This window comes from Capsulimonas sp., assembly GCF_039929585.1.
Classification (GTDB): domain Bacteria; phylum Armatimonadota; class Armatimonadia; order Armatimonadales; family Capsulimonadaceae; genus Capsulimonas.
In genome coordinates this window covers 1-17,643 of record NZ_JBDSQY010000213.1, presented here as the reverse complement: position 1 = coordinate 17,643, position 17,643 = coordinate 1, and the positions used below count along the sequence as shown (strand labels likewise).

Genomic DNA, 17,643 nt, shown 5'->3' with positions numbered 1-17,643 from the left:
CGGTTCGGCCGTAAGCCGCCTTGTATCCCTCATAGTCCGCATTCAGGGTCAGAGCCGGGCTGAAGGCGTACTTCAAGGAAGCGACGCCGCCCTGAACGTTGGTCGGGTTCGACCAGCTGCCAACCTTGCCCCAGTAGCCGGGAGCCGTGAACTCAGGTCCAACGTACTGGTAGCCGCCCTTGACGGTGAACGCGCCGAATGTCGCGCCGATCTGGGTGTCCATGGACGTGTTGCGCCAGCCCTTGCTCACGTTGTTGAACTTGCCGCCGCGGCCTTCGGCCGATACGGTGTAGTTCGCGTCCAGAAGCAGGCCGTTGCCGCCGAAGAACGGCAGAGCGCCATTGAAGTCAGCGCCGTAGACGGAGAGGCGATCGTATGCCTTGCCGTTGTCCACCGCAGTGCCGAAGCCGGCGGTGCCGAACTGCTCGACCGTGAAGCCGAGGACGCCGCCCTCAGGAGCGCCGAAGGTGGCGCGAACGCCAGCACCCTGGGTGAACGCCTGCGCCTTGTTGGCGGCGATCAGGCCGGAAGGACGGAACTGGCCGCCGACAGCGGCAGAGCCGCCGTAGGGCTGCGAGAACGGGATCGCGGTGTACTTGCCAGCGAACGCGTTGACCTTGGCCGGTCCCAGCTTCAGGTCAACAGATCCACCATCCGTGATGATGTTTCCGCTGTCCGTCTGGTACAGGGAGGTGTAAACGTCGCCGTCAACCTGCTTGAGGGTGTACTTGGTGTACTGCTGTCCGAAGCGGCCGATCTTGATATCAGCGCCGCCCAGAGGGCCCAGGTCGACCGGAGTCGAGAGGTAAGCTTCCCAAACAGTAGCGTACTGGTTCGCTGCGGTCAGCGTGCCAGGAGCCTGGTTGAAGCCGAAGCCACCGCCGCCGGTGCCGCCGAAGCCAATGCCGCCGGCCGCGTAGCCCGGAGTAGCGACGTTGCCGATCGCGCTCAGGTAGTTGCCGAAGTCCAGCTTGACGTTCGCGGTCGCGGTGTCGCTCAGCTTGCCCTTGATCGCGAGAACGAAGTCATGGTAGACATCGATGTTCTCGGTGATCTTCGGCTGAACGCCGCCCGTGGAGTCCAGACGGCCGTTCTTGTCACGGAAGGGCGCGTTGGTGCCATGACCCTGGTTGGTGCCTTCGACGATGAAGTTGAGGGCGCCGTTGAACTTGATGCGGCGCTGCTCTTCCTCGACAGCGGCGACACGGTCCTCAAGGGACGACAGGCGCGCCTTGATTGCGGTGACGTCCTGGCCGAGGGCCTGGAGTTCGCTCTGGAACTCGTTCACGAGCTTCTTCAGATCTTCCAGCGCAGCGGCGTTGGCCTGAAGCTTGTTCTCGACTTCGGCGCGCAGAGCGGCGAGGTCGTCCTTGGTCGCGAAGTTGTTGTCCTTGTTGAGCAGGGGGAGAAGGCGAGCGATCGCAACCGCGAACTCGTAGCGAGTCATGGCGCGCTTGCCGCCATAGGTGCCGTCGGGATAGCCGATCACGATACCCGCGTTCTGCAGGTTCTCGACGGACTGGTAAGCCCAGTGATCCGCCGGGACGTCGGCGAAGGGGCCGCTCGCGGTGGACGTTTGCGCCATGGAAATGGCGGGAACGCCCAGTACAAGCATGCTGGCGCCGGCCAGCAATGTCAGGGATTTCTTCATTCTGAACTGTCTCCTAGATGTTTTTTCTGCACATCCAAGAAATTTTCCGTCGCGTTCGTACCGACTTCACTTCACAGCGTTCGCTTATATTGCAATCCAAGCTTTTCCAAAGATACTATCGTCCGGCAAGTGGCCTTGTTACCTTGTCCAGCGTACAGTCTCTTCATGAAGCAGGTTGCGCTGCTTGCGTCCGCTCTTCCGTTCCGTCCGGTCGTTTCCGCTCTGAAAGCCTTCCCGGATGTCTATACTATCACTGCCGTTGCCGGTAGTGGGATAGCCTTGTTAGGTCTGTCGCGCTCTGTCTCGTTTTCGTTGACATCAGTTCAGACAATCGTGAAATCCATTTGTTTCAGGATTTCGCCATAATCTTCCCAACTTTTTTATTATTCACACATTTTTCTCAAAAAGTAGTCTTCCGCGAGAATAACGGCGACGTAATCGTCGTACGGCAAATGCGGCGTACGCAGGGTTTTGGGAACCAGCCGGAGCCAGCCCACAGGGCGCACTTCGCGGATAAACCGCTCACGAGCCCGCTGCGACGTACAGTATTCATCGACGACTTCGATGGGAAGATCCTTGATGGCGGCAGCCAAAGCGCGTCTTAAAGTCGCGCCTCCCGTGCCGTCACCGATGATTAAACGACTGACGGCTGGAAATTGTTCCCGAAGAATCAAAACTTCTTGAACTAATTTCAGCGTGTCCGTCACTTGCTTGCGCTTGATGGCGACCGGCGAAGGCCCCTCGACCACCGCCACGCCACATTTCGCCCGGCCCGGATCGATGGAAAGCACAGTCTCTCGCGTCACGTCTTCGGTCATCGCGGCGCCGCCGGGGACGCCCCATTCGGGGACACTACGAGACGCAGCCGCAGCGGCTGAACACTGGTTGTATCCGATTCGGCGATGGCGTCAACATGCGCCTGCGCGCCGACTGCGCGGATTTCTTTGACGACATCCACCCAACTGCTGACAACTTGACCAGCAGTCACCTCTCCCGTTTTGGGATCGATCTTCTTGATAACTCCCTCGTCGATCGCATATGGCTGTACTGTGTTGGTGAGGAAGCTTTGCAGCGCTCTCAAAATCACATCTTCATTCTGCGTCCCGTCAATAATCGTACTCTTGATAACCTGCTCCGCTCGGAAGACAACGACATTTTGATAAGGATAAAGGTATACCCGAACCTGCTCCCCAATAGCCGTATTATATTTTGCCCGAGCGATCACGGCCACACTCGGATGCTGGAAACGATCTTTGGAAATTGCATCGACGATCGTACGGACAATCTCTTCTCCCGTGCTTTTGGCGGCTTCCGGATTGTCCAGAGGCGGATTGACGACTTCAATGGCGCGATCGTTCGGACCGAGCGCAGCGCCGTCTTTTCGCGCGCGCACGCTCAAATCTTCCAGCCACGCAACGAGGTTTTTTTGAATCGCTTCCGGGGATTGCGTGGCGTCGATCGTCGTCCGTCCCAGCTCCCCGCCGCTTCGGTAAATCAAAGGCCGCGTCACCAGGGTCGCGTTCTGCTGTATCAGCGCTTCGTTCGTGACGACGAGCTTGCTGTTTTTCACGGCAAGCTTCTCGTTGTCGGTTCGGAGGGATTTGTTGCGGACCGTTAGCTTTTTCGCTTCGACTCGTACTGTGCTGAGGTCATCAACGGTCGCATTTAAGTTCGCCATGGTGGAGCGCAGACTGTCGGACGTCGAACGCAGGCGGGCATTGACGCCTGTGAGCTGCGCCTGCGCCTGTGTCAAATCCCGCTGACGCGCCGCGACCGCCGATTGGCTGGCGGCGAGCTGAGCCTGCGTTCCAGCGAGTTTAGCCTGTGTTCCGGTGAGATGCTTTTGCAGCGCTGTCAAGTTTTTTTGCGCCGCGAGCAGGGCTTGCTCAGCTTGAATCTTTCTTGTTTCCGCCTTGCGCAGATCTTCGTTCGCCTTGGTGATCTGAGCGACCGCGTCCGCCAGCGCCTGCTGGGACTTACGGATGTTGCTTTCCAGCGTAACGATATTCTTTTTCAGCTCGCGGCGATCTTGAATGGCGCGGGCATAGTCATTGTTGAGCCAAATCAACAGCAGAGTCACCAGCAGGGCGATGATGGCCCCTGACCAGAACGTATAAAGCATGGCTGTCTGGCGCGGACGTAGGCCAAATTTCGAAATACGCTTTTTGCCGACGTATGTTCCTAGGCGGTCGCCCAGCAAGGCGATGCACCCCCCAGCAACAAACAGAACGAGGGTGGTGAGAATCAATGCGATCATGAGATTTTAGTTGCGCGACGCCCGGAACATTAAAAACATACCAATAATAAAACAGAGAATATCCGGCAGGAACACTGCGAGCGCGGGCGGACATCCCCCACCCTGCGCCACGCTGCTCATTACGGTATACACAACATAATAGCCGAAGATGATCAAAATTGCGGGGGGCCACCCGGACATCTTCGAGCTTCTCTGCGGGCGCAAGCCCAGAGGCGCTCCGATCAAAGCGAACACGAAGCATGCCCCCGGCAGCGCCAGCTTGGACCACAAGCTGACTTCCGCTTTGCGAACATCCTCATTATCGCCCTGTCCGCTCTTGATTAACTCCCCCACTTTTTCATGCAGCTGAAAGAAATTATGAGTGTCCGCAAAGGTTTTGAGATCGAACCGCTCCTGGTTTTTATCCAAAATACTGCTGATTTCATAATTGTGAATGACGTCCGAGCGCCCAAACGATGGACTCTCTCCTAATTTTACAAAATCCGCCTTGTAGAGCCACCAGGACTTGCTGTCTATCCCACCCTCCGGCCTCGCGGACACGGCATGGTAAACGGATGTGACCGCGCCGTTATGGTCGTAGAAAGTAATCGTCAGCTGCCGGACCGTCTTGGTCTTGACATCGAATCCCTTATGGATATGGATCGTGACGGGGTTTCCATTGACGTCGGAATCCAGCGTGATCGGTTTATTCAAGTCATCGACTTGATGAAGCGCGACGGCGCGGAGATCGACCGAACGCTTGACAGCTTCCAGAGCAACAACGTCGTTGAGCAGAAATCCGAAGAATGTCGCAAGCAGCCCCAGAACCGCGGCGGGCGCGGCGATACGCGAGAACGGAACGCCGGCGGCGTAAAGCGCCACGGCTTCGCTTTCGCCGGACAAACGTCCATATCCCATAAGCACCGCCAGCAGCATTCCCATGGGAAACGTCAACCCCAGGACAATCGGAATGCTCAGCCCCATGATCTGAATCACGATGCGGAACGGAATGCCCTGGCTCATCAGGCGGCCGGCTTCCAGCAGCGGTCCGCCGGCGTAGTACAGCGAGGCGAAGAGCGCGATCCCGTTGAAGAGCCACGGCAGCAGGTCTTTCAAAACGAGCTTGTCAACGAGCTTCATCGCTCTGCTCCTCACCGGCGGATTGTTCTTTCGCCTCACGACGCTGCACTCTGGCCTCGATATAGCCCGCCGTGCTATCGCCAAGATAGTACTTGCGGGCGATCGGGTCGCGTGCGAGTTCTTCGGCGCTGCCAGATGTTTTGACTTCACCGTCCGAGAGAATATAAGCGCGATCGGTAATATCCAACGTCGCATTGACGTTGTGGTCGCTGATCAACACGCCAATTCCCTGCCCACGCAGTTCGGCGATGATCGTTTGCAAACCTTCGATCACGATTGGGTCGACACCTGTAAAAGGCTCATCAAGAAGGATAAAATTGGGACGCATGGCGAGAACGCGTGCGATCTCCACACGGCGTTTTTCGCCTCCGGACAGTACAAACGCCGGGGTATCACGGAGCGGAGTCAGGCTCAAGCTAGCCAGCAAATCCTCCAGGCGATCCTTTCGATCCGCGGACGACAACCCGGGCTGCATCTCCAGAACCAGCATGATGTTCTCGGCGGCGGTCAGCTTACGAAAGACGCTTGTTTCTTGCGCGAGGTAACCGACGCCTTGATGGGCGCGCTGATACATGGGGAGGCGCGTGATGTCCTTGTCGTCCAGCAGCACCCGACCGCTGTCGGGACGGACCAGGCCGACCAGCATGTAAAACGATGTCGTTTTGCCTGCGCCGTTCGGTCCAAGAAGTCCGACGATCTCGCCCGGATGGATTTCCACCGAGACCCCGTTGACGACAGGGCGCTTCTTATACGCTTTGACTAATGTTTCCGCTCGGAGAACCGGCATTAAAATGGAACTCCTGCTAAAATTGCGGCGTCAGCGTCATATGTCCGCGCTCGCCCTTGATTTGCGGATAATCGGGACCGTCGCCGATCAGGATCGTCGCGGATTCTAGTGTCGTCTTGGAGGGACCGTCGAGCGCGCCCTGCGCGTTCATCTCCACCAAGACGTTCCCGGTCAAGTCGATGCGCGCGCCTCCCGGGCGCTCGGGCTCCGGCGTGATGACAGCTCTGTCGGCAAGCGTCTTCATGGATTTCATGGCTTCGACATCTTTGTACGTGATCGACACTTGCTGGCCCGCTAGCGGCGTCGCTGTGGCGCGCTTCATGCTTTTGGTCTTTCCAGTCGCCTGCTCCACCAGAATGTCGCCCGCGTTCACGAAATACTGTGCGGACGTCATTTGCACGCCGCCGAACAGATGCAGGCCTTTAGGGGAGTATTCAAAATGTTTGTACGTCACATCAATTGGCCCGGTAGGCTTCATCGCCGGCTTTGCGAGACATGTGGATGCGACGACGATCAGGGCGCAGCAGACGCCGAAAGATTTAAAAGTGAGATTCAAGGGTGTGCCTTTGTCAAAATGTAATCACGGGTTAAGGGAGTTTGATATGCCCGCCGCCGGCGGAACTGACTGTTTTGAGCGACGTGTTCGCGGTCAAGGCGCCGCTGGGAATAATCGTCATCCCGCTCTTGCCGTTTTTGTAGTAGACGTGCCCAACCGCGACGACTTGATTTTTCTGCTGATACCAGGTCACGGAATCAGCGCGCAGGATCGTACCAGGTTCAACCAGGGATTTTACAACGACGCCGCCGGTGGCGACGATGATATTCTGAACGTTGTTGCCCTTGGCTTGAGCCGCAGCCATTGTGGCTGAGGGTGCGCCGTTCTGAAACAGAACAGCCGAAATGCCCTTCATCGTTCCACTGACGCCTTTGCTGGGCGATTCGATAACGAACTCACGCGCCCAGAGCTTCCATAAATATTTGCCCGGCCGCTTAGGGTCAGGCTGCAGCACCTGGCTGCCCTGCCCGGTAACTCCCACGCCAGATGCGGCGAGGGAAGAGCCTGAAGTGAAACAAAATAGTACGCTGGCGGCGAGTGCGCCGCAGCGCCATCGATGTGCGGCGGATAGAGTGATCATAGAGTTGTTACCGAAAATTGAACGCGAAAAGTTTAGCATATCTCAAGGACTTTCGCAATGCCGGCGCGGTTCCCGCCGAAATCCCGCCGGGCGCCCCAGTCACTATCGCGCCCATGAAGACAGACAATAGTAGCCGATAATAGTTTCATCCGAAGCAATCGCCCACGGTAGGGAGTATAATAGTTTCCAGTTACACTGTCAAACATCCGTTTAATTACGCAATTCTCAATATTAGGAGCGACTGAATGGCGCGAGCGATTATTACAGGCGGAGCTGGATTTCTGGGATCACACCTCAGCGATCGCCTGCTGGCGGAGGGTTACGAAGTCGTCGCGGTGGATAACCTGATCACCGGCAACAAGGACAATATCGAGCACCTGGCCTCCAACCCGCGCTTTCAATTTATCGAACAGGACATCATCCAGCCCTACACGGTCGATGGGCCTGTGGATCTCATCTATCACTTCGCCTCGCCGGCTAGCCCCGTGGATTATCTGGAGCTGCCGCTCGAAACGCTCCTGGTCGGTTCGGTCGGCACGCATAACACGCTGGAGCTCGCCAAAGCGAAGGGGTCTCGGTTTCTGGTCGCCTCGACCTCGGAAGTTTACGGCGACCCCACGGTCCATCCGCAGACCGAAGAGTACTGGGGCAACGTGAACCCGAATGGAACGCGCGCCGTCTACGACGAAGCCAAGCGTTACGCTGAAGCCGTCACCTTCGCTTACCGCCGTTTGTACAATTTGGACGCCAAAATCGTGCGGATCTTCAACACGTACGGACCGCGTATGCGGGTGAAGGACGGCCGCGTCGTCCCCGCATTCATTAGCCAGGCGCTGCGCGGCGAACCGCTGACCGTGTTTGGAAACGGCCAGCAGACACGCTCGTTCTGTTTCGTCTCGGACTTGATCGACGGCATCTACAAACTGTCGGTCTCCGATCAGTCCGGACCGATCAATGTCGGCAACCCGGTCGAGCGCACCATGATCCAGTTCGCGCACGAAATTTTGAAGGCGACCGGAAGCCAGAGCGAGATTACCTATCTTCCGCTGCCGACGGCGGATGATCCCAAGCAGCGAAACCCCGATATTACCAAGGCCAGAGCGCTTTTGGGCTGGGAGCCGAAAATCTCCCTGGAAGAAGGCCTGACCAGCACGATCGAGTACTTCCGCACGAAACTTGCTTAGTACGGCCCATTCGATTCGCCGACCGGTCCACCGAAGGCAATCACCGAGCCGAGATATATGAGGCGGCTGAAGGTTGCAATTACGCCAGGACAATTCGCAGCGGCAAGCACAGGTCCAGAAGATCGGACCGCACCTTATTCATGCGAACGCCATGCTCCAGTGCACCAACACGGAGCTGATTCAATTGATCGAGAAGGAGCAGCAGGAAAATCCGGCGCTGGAAGGCGCCGACACCCTGCTGGAGGCCACGGGCGGCTGCGCGTTTTGTCCTGGGGGCGGACAGTGCTCTAATTGCCCGTACAGCCGCGCCGGCCATCCTCTTGCGACCACTCGCGACGCCGGGGAATCGGCGCCGCCGGAGCAGTTCACCTTCATGATGGGGGGCACGGACGACGGCGGCGACGACGGACCGGCGAACCGCGAGATCATGCTCGCCAAGACGACCGGAAACGGCGACGGGATGAACGGGGCGTCCTCGGATTTCGACCCCATCATGCTCGCCCAGGCCCCCTCCTCGCTCCACGACCAGCTGCTCTCGCATCTGCGCGCTTCCGCGAAATCCCCAAAGGAAGCGCAGATCCTGGAGTTTCTCGTCGACAGCCTCGACGATCGCGGATATCTCCAGATCAACATGGACGAAGCCTGCGCCGTGCTGCGCGCCACGGAGCGCGAGATCGAAGCGGGCGTCTTGCAGCTGCAAGCCAGCGACCCGCCCGGCATCGGCGGGCGTAATCTTCGTGAGTGCCTGCTGCTTCAAATGCAATATCTGCGCGACGAGGACGAAGCCGAGAACCTGAACCTGCTCGCAGAGATCGTGGTGCGCGACCACTGGGAACTGCTCACCCAGCGCCGTTTTCCGCAGCTCGCCCGGCGCACCGACTCCACCACGGAGCAGATCGAACAGGCGCTGGAGTTCATTCGCCAGAAGCTCTCCCCCCACCCCGCCGCGCAGTTCCGCCAGCCCTGGGACCACCGCCCTGACAGCGGCAGCATGCCGATCCGTCCGGACGTGATCATTCTGCGCGGAGCAATGGGGTTCAAGATCGAGATCAGCGGCCTAGACAATCTCAGCCTCCACATCAACCCGCACTACAACGGCCTATACGACGAGATCCGCAGCGGCCGCAAGGCGCCCGCAAGCGTCAAGACCACGACAACGCTCACGCCCGAACACGAAAAGCACGTCGTGGCGTATGTCGAGCGCGCCAATCTTTTTATCAAGAATTTGCAGCGCCGCAAGCGCACCATCCAGCGGATCGCGATTACGCTGGTCGAGCATCAGCAGGGATTTTTGGAAACCGGCAACAAATCGTTCCTGCGTCCCCTCACGCGCACGCAGATCGCCCAGGAGCTGAGCATGCACGAGTCGACAATCAGCCGGGCGCTGCTGCACAAGTTTGTCCAGCTTCCCTCACAAGAAGTCGTCTCGTTCGATATCTTCTTTGGAACGCCGCCGACAGCAAAGGAAGCCATCGCGCAGTTGATCGCGGAGGAAAACCCGACCGCTCCGCTGAGCGATCAGGCGATTGTGGAGGAATTGACGCGCCGAGGATTGAGCGTGGCGCGGCGCACGGTGGTGAAATACCGGGACGAACTGCGCATCCCGGCGTCCTATCTGCGGAAGAAGCGGTGAGGGACCCCATCCCCCCGCCGAAGTAAACTTCGGCTTCCCCCTTTCCCTGCTAAAGGCCCTTCGGGCGGGAAAGGGGGCGTTCGTAATTACAGCCGACATAGATCTTGTCGTAGGGGTATGGAGAAACGCGCTCCGATATCTTCTCTTTCAGCACCGCGTCACCCTCGTGCGGCCCCCAATGATGAACGCCCTCTTTCCCGCCCGAAGGGCCTTTAGCAGGGAAAGAGGGACGGCGCGCTAAAGCGCGGGGAGATGGGGCTACAACGTCTCTTCCCGCGTCTCGTCCTCTTCTGTCGGCGTTCGCGGCGTTCCCAGCAGGTTTTCATAGACCTGGATGATGCGCTGGGCGACGCGCTCCGGGCGCAGTTCGCGGGCGTTGACCCGGCCTCGTTCGGACATCTGTTTTCTCAGGAGCTCGTTGGCAAGCAGAGAAAGCACGCGGTCGGCCATTTCCTTCGCATCGTCTTCCACTAAGAAACCATCATCGCCGTCATGGATCGATTCCGGGGCGCCGCCGGCGTTTACAATCACGCAGGGGGTTCCGGCGGCGAGGGCTTCGCCGATGGCGAGGCCCTGCGTCTCGGTCTTGGATGGGAAGACGAAGACTTCGGCGAGCAGATAAAGTGGGTCGAGTTTTGTGCGGCTCAGAAACCCCGTGAAGATGACGCGATCGGAAAGCCCCAGGGTGTGGGTATGGGCGCGCAGAGATTCGGCGCTCTTGCCGGAGCCGGCGAGCACAAGCACTGCGCTGGGCTCACGCTCGGCGATCCGCGCGAAGGCGTCGAGCAGCATGGGAAGGTTCTTCTCGGGCGCGAGACGGCCGACATACAAGAGGACACGCGCTTCCGGCGGCACTCCCAGGCTGCGGCGTGTTTCTTCCTCCGACGCCAGTACGTAGGGCGGCTCCGGAATGCCTGTGGGCACGACGGTGATCGGCCGCTCAACGTGATATTCCGTGAGCAGCACCCGCTTCGTCATCTCCGACGGCGCAATCACCTGGTCGCAGGAGTTATAAAACCACTGCATCCAGCGCGACAGCACGGCGCCGGTCCAGGCCTTGGGCGCGACGGGCACATAGTGCGTGTATTCGGAATAGAGTGTGTGGTTGGTGGAAACGTGCGGGATGCCGTAGCGGCGCGCGACACGCCCCGCAAGCACCCCCAGTAAAAATGGGGACTGAGAGTGCACGATGTCCAGCTTCAAGCGAGCGATGCTGGACTGGATGCTGGGCGAAATCGGGATCGGCAGCACGTAATCCGGCTCGACCATCGAATTGATCGATGGAAAGCGAAAAACGCCCTCGCGTTCGTCGGTGTAGTTCGGAAACCGGGATGTAAAGATATAAACGGAGTGGCCCGCGCGTTCAAGCTCCGCAACAAGGGTGTTGACCGAGGTGGTCACGCCATTGATGAGGGGCTGATAGCTTTCCGAAAAGACGCCTACGCGCATGGGTGTTTTGTTATTCCTCGCCGACTTTGGGACCGACCCGCGCCTGTGATTCCATAAAGGCGAGCACGCTGGAAAGTTTGAACCGGCGCTGGTTCCCCTGCGAACGCTCGTGCGGCAGTATACCACGATTAGTGTACCGACGAACAGTAGTGGGGCATACTTCCAGCATCCGCGCGGTCTCTTCCAGAGTCAGGGTTGGGTCCAAAAGCCGCGAGAGCAGTTCCTCACGCGTCTCTTCTTTACGTGGGCCACGCGCGCGGCGGTTCGCGACGGCGGCGCTTTCCCGATGCTCCGCCGGCGTCGTCGTGGCCGCCTTGACCGCGGCGACACGAGCTGCATGCTCGGCGACGATCGCCGGGGCGCCGCTCGGCCGCTCCTCCGTGTCTGTGCCGCCGCGTAAGTTCGCCAGCGTGCGCTCGGTGGCCTTGGCCTCAAGCTCGATGCGTTTATGCCAATCCTGCAAGTCCGGCAATGTTACCGTTCTCCTTTGAAAAGTTCTCTTTAATGAATAAACATGGCGTCGCCGAAGGACAGGAACCGATATTCCCGCGCAAGCGCTTCCCCGTACGCGGCGAAGATCGCCTCGCGTCCGGCGAACGCGCTCACCAGCACCAGGAGGGTGCTGCGCGGCATATGGAAATTCGTGACCAATGCGTCGACAACCTGAAAATTATAGCCCGGCGTGCAGTACAGCGACGTTTCTTTGTCCACTGCCACCACGCGCCCCGGCCCCACCGCCGCCGACTCCAGCGTCCGCGCAGAAGTCGTCCCCACGGCGATCACGCGCCCGGTGGCCCCATTGATCTTCTCCGCCTCTTCCGGCGTAATCTGTATCCGCTCCGCGTGCATCGTATGATCGGCGATATGCTCCACTTCGATGGGCCGGAACGTCCCCAGCCCCACATGCAGCGTCACCTGCGCGATCTCCACGCCCATCGTCCGCACACGGCTCAATAAATCCTGCGTAAAGTGCAGCCCCGCCGTCGGCGCGGCGGCCGAACCGCCTTCGTCCGCATATACCGTCTGGTACCGCCCGCGCTCCTCCGGCGGCAGCACGCGCGTAATATAAGGAGGGAGCGGCGCGGCGCCATGCGCCTCAATCGCCGCCTCGATATTGCCGCCATCCGCCGTCGAAAACTGCAAAATCCGCCCGCCGCGCTCATCGGTCCGTTCCCGAACCTCCGCGCTCAGCCCATCGCCAAACTCCACGACCACGCCCGGCTGCAACTTCTTCCCCGGCCGCACCAATCCGCGCCACAGCCCATCGGCGATGCGATGCGTCAGAAACGCCTCCACCCGCTCGTCCGGCTTACCCACGCGCGCCCCGAACAAACGCTGCGCCGTCACGCGCGTGTCATTGATGACGAGCACATCCCCGGGCCGGAAGTACTCCAGGAGATCGGTAAAGACCCGATGCTGGGTCGCCCCCGTCTTCCGATCCAGCACAAGCAGCCGCGAACTGTCGCGTTCGGGCAAGGGAGACTGGGCGATACGTTCCGGAGGCAGGGTGTAATCGAAGTCCGAGAGCCGAAGCGGCTCATCCAAAGCTGTTGTATTTGAAGGGTTCAAGTGAATAAGTATTGTATCGGAAGGCTGGACTCTTGTCAAGGCCTGACCGCCAAAAAGCGCCAATATCTCTCAACAAACCACCTGCCCGCAAAAACTCCCAAAGAGACAAATCCGAGACAACAAAACACAGAAAAACCCCTCATCTCACCCCACTCTCACCCCGACGCACGGACCGCCAGCCACTCCCCTCCCCCACCCTCAGGGGCGACCCGCCCCCAACATTTCCCACGCCAAGGGTTGACTTCGCCGCATCCGTTAGGTATACTATTCCTTGTAAACGCAAATGACGCGGGGTGGAGCAGTCCGGTAGCTCGTCGGGCTCATAACCCGAAGGTCGTTGGTTCAAGTCCAACCCCCGCTCCCAGGTTGCAGTTAACTAACACATTCTTAGATGTGGGACTGCTTAAAGAACGCGGTAAATCTGCATGGAACACAATCCGGCAGGTACCGCGTTCTTTTTCCGTCATATCCACGCGCTCCACAATGGCCCCCATCAGCTTCTCCCGCTCGGCTTCCGTCGCCACCTCCCATAACTCGCTGAACCGCCCCCACAACGCCTGCACCTGTTCAACGGTCGGACGGGATAGCTTGCCTTCCGCTACCTGTGCATCAAGCTGACGTTGTTCCTGAACCAACGTATCCTGCTCTGTCTCCAATTCCTGAAGGCGTCCAATCAGAGAGCGCACCCCGGCCCCGCCCCCTTCGATGGCGGTCATGACGGCGCGGTGCTTTTTCTGTACATCTCGTAAACGACGCGCTACGGCCTTCTGTTGGTCGTCTAGGCGTTCGGTAGTGGGAACCATCTTCGCGGCCTCTCTGATGATTTCTGAGGCGCGGGTGGTACTTGTGGCGGCGCGGCGTATCTCCTTCAAGACAGTCTCATGCAAGCTGGCCGCGTTCACTCGCTTGACGGGGCAGATTTTTGTTCGGCGAGTGGAGCAAAGGCATTCGTAATATCTTACGGAAGATCGTGCGCCATGGTGTCCCGCCGGGGTGAGCCGAGTACCACAAGTCACGCAGTAAACTTTCCCCCGAAGGTAATACGGTGAAGTCTCTTCATCTCGATTACGCCGTGCAGATCGTGGGCGGCTGGCTCGTATATCCTGCACAGCCGCCCACGATGGACGATCCACAATGGCCGGATGCCCCGCTTCATTCCGATGTACGCCGAAGGTTAAGACGCCGGTATAGGTTTCATTCCCAAGCATGTTCATGGTGGTGTTTAATGACCATACCCGGTCAGTCACAGCGTTCAGATAGGTTTGAACCTGCGAGTATGAACCGCTATCGCGGAACATCTCGAAGGCGCGTAGGATGAACGGCGCGCGGTCAGGATCAGGTTCAAGCCTACGAGGCGGGTTCTTCCCAATGGCGCGGCCTGCCTCATGCGCTTCAACCGTTCGGTATCCAAATGGCACATAGCCGCCGGTGAAAAACCCGTTTTCGACCATCTGCCCCTGTTTCGTCTTTGTGGCGCGTGAAATCAGTTTGGGAAAAAGACCTTCGATGAATAGCTCGGTATCCTGTTGAAGCTCTCCCGCAAAGTCATCGGAGAATGATTGCTCGGTCGTAATCACTCGGACATTGACCTTCTTTAATTCGTATTCCGCCCAAGTAAAAGCGCGGCCTCGGCCAAGTCGGGATGTATACGTGACGGCTACGGCGTCGAACATTCCGGATTGGGCGTCGGCGAGTAGCTTCTTGAAACCGGGCCGGGATAAGGAAGTTCCGGTTCGGCCTGCGTCGCTGTACGAACCGGCGAAGGTATGTCCCTCCCGCTCAATATAAACACGGGTGAGATGGTCCTGTACCTCCGTCGATGCGTATTCCTTCGATGCCTGTTCGTCACTGCTGACGCGGCTGTATGAAGCCACCCGGAGCGAACCTGTAGCCATCATCTTACGAGCCATCGTTTGCAATCCCCTTCCCTGCCGCCCTGCGCGCCCGTCGCGCCTCGTTGTACCCTTCAGCGCCGCGTCCCCAAGCCGCCCGTGATTTGCACGTCACAGAGCAATAGCGGGCCGCCGTCGCTCCAACAAATGACGATCCGCACTGCGGGCAAATATGCGGTACCGCACGGTATCGCCGAACCACAACAGTTTCAAAAATGTGTTCCATTGTTCCCCCTCCTGCAACTCTATTATAAGGGGTATTGCCGTCTTTGTCAAGTACAGATGTCTACTAACTAGCTAGAATTATTCTGGTGTTTGACATAAATAATACACTTGCATTAACTATCAACAAGTGTTTAAAAATGCGCTTGACAAACTTTTTTTAACTGTGCTATTCTTGTTAGGGGGTTATTAATAATGAAGCAGGAAAGCCAGAAAAATACAGGATCAGATGTTCGTTCGGTAAGTGTCACCTTGCCGGTAGACCTCACGAAACGTATCGACGCGGCGGCGCGTGCGTCAGATCGAAGCCGGTCATCTTTTATCCGTCAGGCGGTCGTGCTGGCGCTGGGAGGTAGCGATGGGACGAATACCACAAGTAATCACGCTGAAGCCGTCTGAGGCTTCTGTGAGCCACGATGAGGCGGTTCGTAGGGTTGGGCAGGCGACGGAAATCCTACGTCGGATCGCGGAGCGCTTGGAGGATACACCGGATCAGTGCTTTGGACATGGTACGGACGCCGCGATGAAATTCATCATCCACAAGCCGGAAAGCCCAATGGCTTGGAAGTCGGTTTTTTGGAAATTTGTTGGATAGACGGAGGTGCCGGGGTGGTGTTGAACGCACCGCCCCGGCCAAGAGAGGATGCCATTCCTTATGCAGATTGTACCCAATTTGGCGGTCGGCGTTCAACCGGAACACCGGGGCCGCGTACTTGTTTCTTATCAGACAGATGCCGTAAAACTTTGGGATTGTCCAAGTCCACGGTTTCGGCCTCTTCCTGACGGATACTTTCAGCCGGTGGCCTGTGGGATGCCACGTTGTCCGGTCTGTGGACGTAGGTTAGCGCTGAAGGCCGTAGATCAGGTTCGGCGTCGGGCCGCTCAGTCTAGCCCTGGTGAGGTCTGGCTGTCTGCGACGCTCACTGTTCGGGCAGGCCATTTCGCGATTGGCGCGGCGGCTTCGACGCTCAAACGAGCACGGGCCTTGATGGTTTCAGATTTACGACGCCCCCGCCGGGGCGGTCGGCGATGGGCCGGTCAGGTCGTCAAGGAATGGCCTTCTCTGGCGATTGAATTTTTTGAGGCGGTGCATGTACACGGACGCGACGCGAGTCGCGGCGCGGTTCACCTTCATCTGACGATGGCGGTAAGTTCTGTTGATGGCGGAAAAATCCCGCCGCTGAAGTCGATCCGACGACGGATGCACATCGCGCTCAACCGGGAGCTATCGAGGCTGTTGGGCATGTCCCCGCGTGATCGTTACCGGGGAGAAAACAGTTTGGCGTTTGTTCATCTTGCGCTCTGTCACGATGCACCGGGATGGGCCGCATATTCCGCCATCGCAAGCGGCAAGCCATGGCAGGATTGGCAACTCCCGCCCCGGTTTCGCCGCCTGACGCGATCCAAGCGGTTTAACGCACCCGTAAATTTCGCGCGGTCGTTTGACGAATATAAAATACCTGTGTTAATAGCAACTAACGCAATACAAACAAAGGAAAATGAAATGACGACGATCAAGACAGCCACGGTCCAAGATCAAGACGATATCCGCGCGGCGGCCATCGCAGACAGGGAGCGTCAGGGCGCTCCCGCACCGACGCCGACGATCCCACCCCCACCCGTACCGACGCCGCCGGAAACCGACTTAGTGAAACTTGTCGAGGCCGTCCGCGTCGCTGAGGGCGCGTTCAACAACTTAGAGCTTGAACGCTTAAACCTTCCGGCTTACCGACGCGAGGCCGCTGACGCTGGCGACACGGTGGCGATGGCTCGGCTTCAGGTTCGCGAGCGTAATATCGGCGGCGAGGTTGCTTCTGCGCAAAAATCGCTATCGGCGGCGAGATTGGCGTTATCGGAATTTGTGAAATCGAACCCCGGCATCGGTACAGCGCCGGACACCGCGCCTTTGCCGCTGGCGGTAAGTGGCGATGCTGACGATCACGAACTCGAAAAAATGAAGGTCGCTGTATCTGCCGCTGAAGCCGCGCACACGGCGCTTGTGGCTGAACGGAGCGCCCTACCTGCGCAGGCGTCGGAAGCGCTTCGTGACGGCGATGTGTCGGCTTTGACGCGTTTGGAGATGCGCCGCCAGACAATTGGCAGTGAGATCGTCGTCGCTGAAATCGTACTCTTAGCGCGACGTGAGGATTTGTACACCTGCATAGCCGAAAAAGCATCGGAGCGGCTTGGCTCAAGTGCTGGGCGGCTTGCCAATCTCGCACAAGCCGTCGCCGAAGCGACCGAAGAGCTATCCCAAGCACGAATGGATCAAGGCGAGATTGAAGCGACCGTGCATACCCACAGGGCTTGGGCAAGCCAATCCCGGTCGCGACGGCTACAGATCGAAGCGGAACGGAGTGAAGCGATTAAGAAACGCTTCGCCTTCGGCGGATAGGGGGGCATCATGCCGGACGATAACTTGCCATGGGATAGGCTACCCGGTGAAACGGATCGCGCTTGGGTCGGGTTCTGCACGTACCTGAACCTGCCACCATCCTCCAGGTCTGTCGATAAAGCATTTCAGGGGCATTCGGGGGGCATCCGGGGGGCAGGTGAACGCGCGCCAAGCCGATGGTGGGTTTGGTATTCTCAATTCCGATGGCGCAGTCGCGCGGCGGCTTGGGATAATGCTCAAGTCGTCGTAGCCAGGCGGGAAGCCAATGCGCGCCAACAACAGGGCATCGCTGATTATCAGGCGGCTGAAGCTCGACGGCTTGCTCTCCTGCGACAAATCAACGGCGGCT

The 17,643-nt window shown here is 58.6% G+C and carries 15 protein-coding genes and 1 tRNA gene; 5 read left to right on the top strand and 11 right to left on the bottom strand.

The window, feature by feature from the left end:
- From ABIZ35_RS15770 to ABIZ35_RS15740, 7 genes are all read right to left on the bottom strand, one after another.
- A partial coding sequence (locus ABIZ35_RS15770; protein ID WP_348220878.1) for an S-layer homology domain-containing protein occupies positions 1–1,651 on the bottom strand: 1,651 nt, incomplete at its 3' end.
- Positions 1,652–2,034: 383 nt separating this feature from the next.
- The gene (locus ABIZ35_RS15765) at positions 2,035–2,469 is read right to left on the bottom strand and encodes a pre-16S rRNA-processing nuclease YqgF (RefSeq protein ID WP_348220877.1); all 435 of its coding nucleotides are present in this window, start codon (positions 2,467–2,469) and stop codon (positions 2,035–2,037) included.
- Positions 2,466–3,908: a DUF3084 domain-containing protein gene (locus ABIZ35_RS15760; RefSeq protein ID WP_348220876.1), complete on the bottom strand. Its 1,443-nt coding sequence runs from the start codon at positions 3,906–3,908 to the stop codon at positions 2,466–2,468. Before ABIZ35_RS15760 ends, ABIZ35_RS15765 begins: the two co-directional genes overlap by 4 nt.
- A 6-nt stretch (positions 3,909–3,914) precedes the next feature.
- On the bottom strand, positions 3,915–5,027 hold the full coding sequence (locus ABIZ35_RS15755; RefSeq protein WP_348220875.1) for an LptF/LptG family permease: 1,113 nt from the start codon (positions 5,025–5,027) through the stop codon (positions 3,915–3,917).
- On the bottom strand, positions 5,014–5,814 hold the full coding sequence (lptB, locus tag ABIZ35_RS15750) for an LPS export ABC transporter ATP-binding protein (RefSeq protein WP_348220874.1): 801 nt from the start codon (positions 5,812–5,814) through the stop codon (positions 5,014–5,016). Before lptB ends, ABIZ35_RS15755 begins: the two co-directional genes overlap by 14 nt.
- A 16-nt stretch (positions 5,815–5,830) precedes the next feature.
- On the bottom strand, positions 5,831–6,370 hold the full coding sequence (locus ABIZ35_RS15745) for a hypothetical protein (protein WP_348220873.1): 540 nt from the start codon (positions 6,368–6,370) through the stop codon (positions 5,831–5,833).
- Positions 6,371–6,401: 31 nt separating this feature from the next.
- Complete coding sequence (locus ABIZ35_RS15740; RefSeq protein ID WP_348220872.1) at positions 6,402–6,950, bottom strand: hypothetical protein; 549 nt, start codon at positions 6,948–6,950, stop codon at positions 6,402–6,404.
- A gap of 245 nt (positions 6,951–7,195) precedes the next feature.
- On the opposite strand from ABIZ35_RS15740, the gene ABIZ35_RS15735 reads away from it, so the two are divergent.
- Complete coding sequence (locus ABIZ35_RS15735) at positions 7,196–8,134, top strand: UDP-glucuronic acid decarboxylase family protein (RefSeq protein WP_348220871.1); 939 nt, start codon at positions 7,196–7,198, stop codon at positions 8,132–8,134.
- Between the two features lie 73 nt (positions 8,135–8,207).
- Positions 8,208–9,767 carry an RNA polymerase factor sigma-54 gene (gene rpoN / locus ABIZ35_RS15730; protein WP_348220870.1) on the top strand — a complete coding sequence of 520 codons (1,560 nt, stop codon included), beginning with the start codon at positions 8,208–8,210 and terminating at the stop codon, positions 9,765–9,767.
- Between the two features lie 258 nt (positions 9,768–10,025).
- On the opposite strand, the gene ABIZ35_RS15725 is transcribed toward rpoN, so the two are convergent.
- From ABIZ35_RS15725 to queA, 3 genes are read right to left on the bottom strand one after another with little or no spacing between them, the layout of a single operon-like run.
- Positions 10,026–11,216 (bottom strand): glycosyltransferase family 4 protein, encoded by a 1,191-nt coding sequence (locus ABIZ35_RS15725; protein WP_348220869.1) that lies wholly within the window; start codon positions 11,214–11,216, stop codon positions 10,026–10,028.
- Between the two features lie 10 nt (positions 11,217–11,226).
- A complete protein-coding gene (locus ABIZ35_RS15720; RefSeq protein ID WP_348220868.1) occupies positions 11,227–11,688 on the bottom strand; it encodes a helix-turn-helix domain-containing protein in 462 nt (153 codons plus the stop codon).
- A 29-nt stretch (positions 11,689–11,717) separates the two neighbouring features.
- A complete protein-coding gene (gene queA / locus ABIZ35_RS15715; RefSeq protein ID WP_348220867.1) occupies positions 11,718–12,785 on the bottom strand; it encodes a tRNA preQ1(34) S-adenosylmethionine ribosyltransferase-isomerase QueA in 1,068 nt (355 codons plus the stop codon).
- 287 nt (positions 12,786–13,072) lie between these two features.
- Between queA and ABIZ35_RS15710 the strand changes: the two genes are divergently transcribed.
- From ABIZ35_RS15710 to ABIZ35_RS15700, 3 genes are all read left to right on the top strand, one after another.
- Positions 13,073–13,149 (top strand) — tRNA-Met (locus ABIZ35_RS15710).
- Positions 13,150–15,257: 2,108 nt separating this feature from the next.
- On the top strand, positions 15,258–15,494 hold the full coding sequence (locus ABIZ35_RS15705; protein ID WP_348220866.1) for a hypothetical protein: 237 nt from the start codon (positions 15,258–15,260) through the stop codon (positions 15,492–15,494).
- A 390-nt stretch (positions 15,495–15,884) separates the two neighbouring features.
- Positions 15,885–17,294: a hypothetical protein gene (locus ABIZ35_RS15700; protein ID WP_348220865.1), complete on the top strand. Its 1,410-nt coding sequence runs from the start codon at positions 15,885–15,887 to the stop codon at positions 17,292–17,294.
- A 39-nt stretch (positions 17,295–17,333) separates the two neighbouring features.
- Here the strand turns inward: ABIZ35_RS15700 and ABIZ35_RS15695 are convergent.
- Positions 17,334–17,643: hypothetical protein (locus tag ABIZ35_RS15695; RefSeq protein ID WP_348220864.1), on the bottom strand; the 310-nt coding region annotated here is incomplete at its 5' end.